Source organism: Clostridium sardiniense, from assembly GCF_019753795.1.
GTDB classification, from domain to species: Bacteria; Bacillota; Clostridia; order Clostridiales; family Clostridiaceae; genus Clostridium; species Clostridium sardiniense.
Map to the genome: position 1 here is coordinate 1 of NZ_JAIKTU010000044.1, position 1007 is coordinate 1007.

The 1007-nt window shown below is 32.6% G+C and carries 1 protein-coding gene; it reads right to left on the reverse strand.

Annotated elements, in window-relative coordinates:
* Window positions 1-1007, reverse strand: a 1007-nt coding sequence (locus K5V21_RS19030) for a DUF5011 domain-containing protein (RefSeq protein ID WP_221862667.1), incomplete at both ends; no start/stop codon positions are given.

The window sequence follows — 1007 nt, forward strand, 5'->3', positions numbered from 1 at the left end:
GTGCATTATTTATTTCAACCATTTTTGGATTTACTGTTACTACTCTTTTTACAGTTATTGTGTTACCATCACTATCTGTTACTGTATAAGTTACTTCATACTTTCCTGGTTTATTTGTATCTACTGAACCAGAAACTTTAATATCTTTTGTTATATTTCCATCTTCTGTATCAACTGCAGTTACACCAGCCATTGAATCAAATGCTGTTCCTTCTGTTATGCTCACATTATCTGCTCCGCTTATTACTGGCTTGTCATTACTTACTACTGTTACTATTATTGTTTTTCTAGTTTTTGCTCCTTGGCTGTCTGTTACTTCATAAACTACTTTATAAGTGCCTGATTTATTTGTGTTTACTGTGTTTTCTATAACTTTTATGTCTTTTGTTACATTTCCGTCTTCTTTATCTGTTGCGCTTACTCCTACCATTAGATCGAACTTGCTTCCAGCTTTTATTATTTTATTTTCCGCTGTTATCACTGGCGCGTTATTTATTTCAACCATCTTTGGATTTACTGTTACTGATCTCTTTACAGTTACTATATTTCCATCACTATCTGTAACTGTATAAGTTACTTCATACTTTCCTGGTTTATTTGTATCTACTGAGCCAGAAACTTTAATATCTTTTGTTATATTTCCATCTTCTGTATCAACTGCAGTTACACCAGCCATTGGATCAAATGCTGTTCCTTCTGTTATGCTCACATTATCTGCTCCGCTTATTACCGGTTTATCATTGCTTACTACAGTTATTGTTATTGTCTTTATTGTTTTAGCACCTTGACTATCTGTTACTTCATAAACTACTTTGTAAGTGCCTGGCTTGTTTACATTTACTGTGTTTTCTATCACTTTAATCTTATTTGTTATATTTCCGTCTTCCTTATCTGTAGCACTTACCTCAGTCATTGGGTCAAATTTACTTCCAACCTTTATTGTTTTGTTTTCTGCTTTTATTACTGGTGCATTATTTATTTCAACCATTTTTGGATTTACTGTTACT